Raw genomic sequence first — 473 nt, 5'->3', positions numbered from 1 at the left:
AACCACCCGTGAGTACTTGTTAACCGCCGAACGTTAATAAGTACTCACGGGTGCGTCAGCGCACTATGTTGACCATCTTGCCGGGGACGACGATCACCTTGCGGGGATCCTGGCCGTCGAGGAGCGCCACGATCTTGTCGTCGGCCAGCGCGATCTTCTCGATCTCCTCGCGCGGGGCATCGGCGGCGACCGTCACGCGGCTCCGGACCTTGCCGTTGACCTGGATCGGGTACTCGACGGTGTCCTCCACCAGCCACTTCTCCTCCGCCACCGGGAAGGGTCCGTGCGCCAGGGACTTCTCGTGCCCGAGCCGCGACCACAGCTCCTCCGCGAGGTGCGGGGCCAGCGGTGCCAGCATCAGCACCAGCGGCTCCACCACCGAGCGGGGTGCACCGCCGGGGTAGGCCTTGGTGAGGTGGTTGGTGTATTCGATCAGCTTGGCCGCGGCCGTGTTGTCGCGCAGGGCCGTGTAG

At 66.4% G+C, this 473-nt stretch carries 1 pseudogene; it reads right to left on the bottom strand.

Annotated features, from left to right (window positions below):
• Window positions 1-55: 55 nt before the first annotated feature.
• Window positions 56-473: pseudogene (locus tag ACFWJO_RS38475) on the bottom strand (class I tRNA ligase family protein); the annotation flags it as partial.

Origin of the sequence: Streptomyces sp. NPDC127092, assembly GCF_042722475.1 — a bacterium.
GTDB lineage: Bacteria > Actinomycetota > Actinomycetes > Streptomycetales > Streptomycetaceae > Streptomyces.
This window is presented reverse-complemented; position numbering and strand designations above follow the sequence as displayed.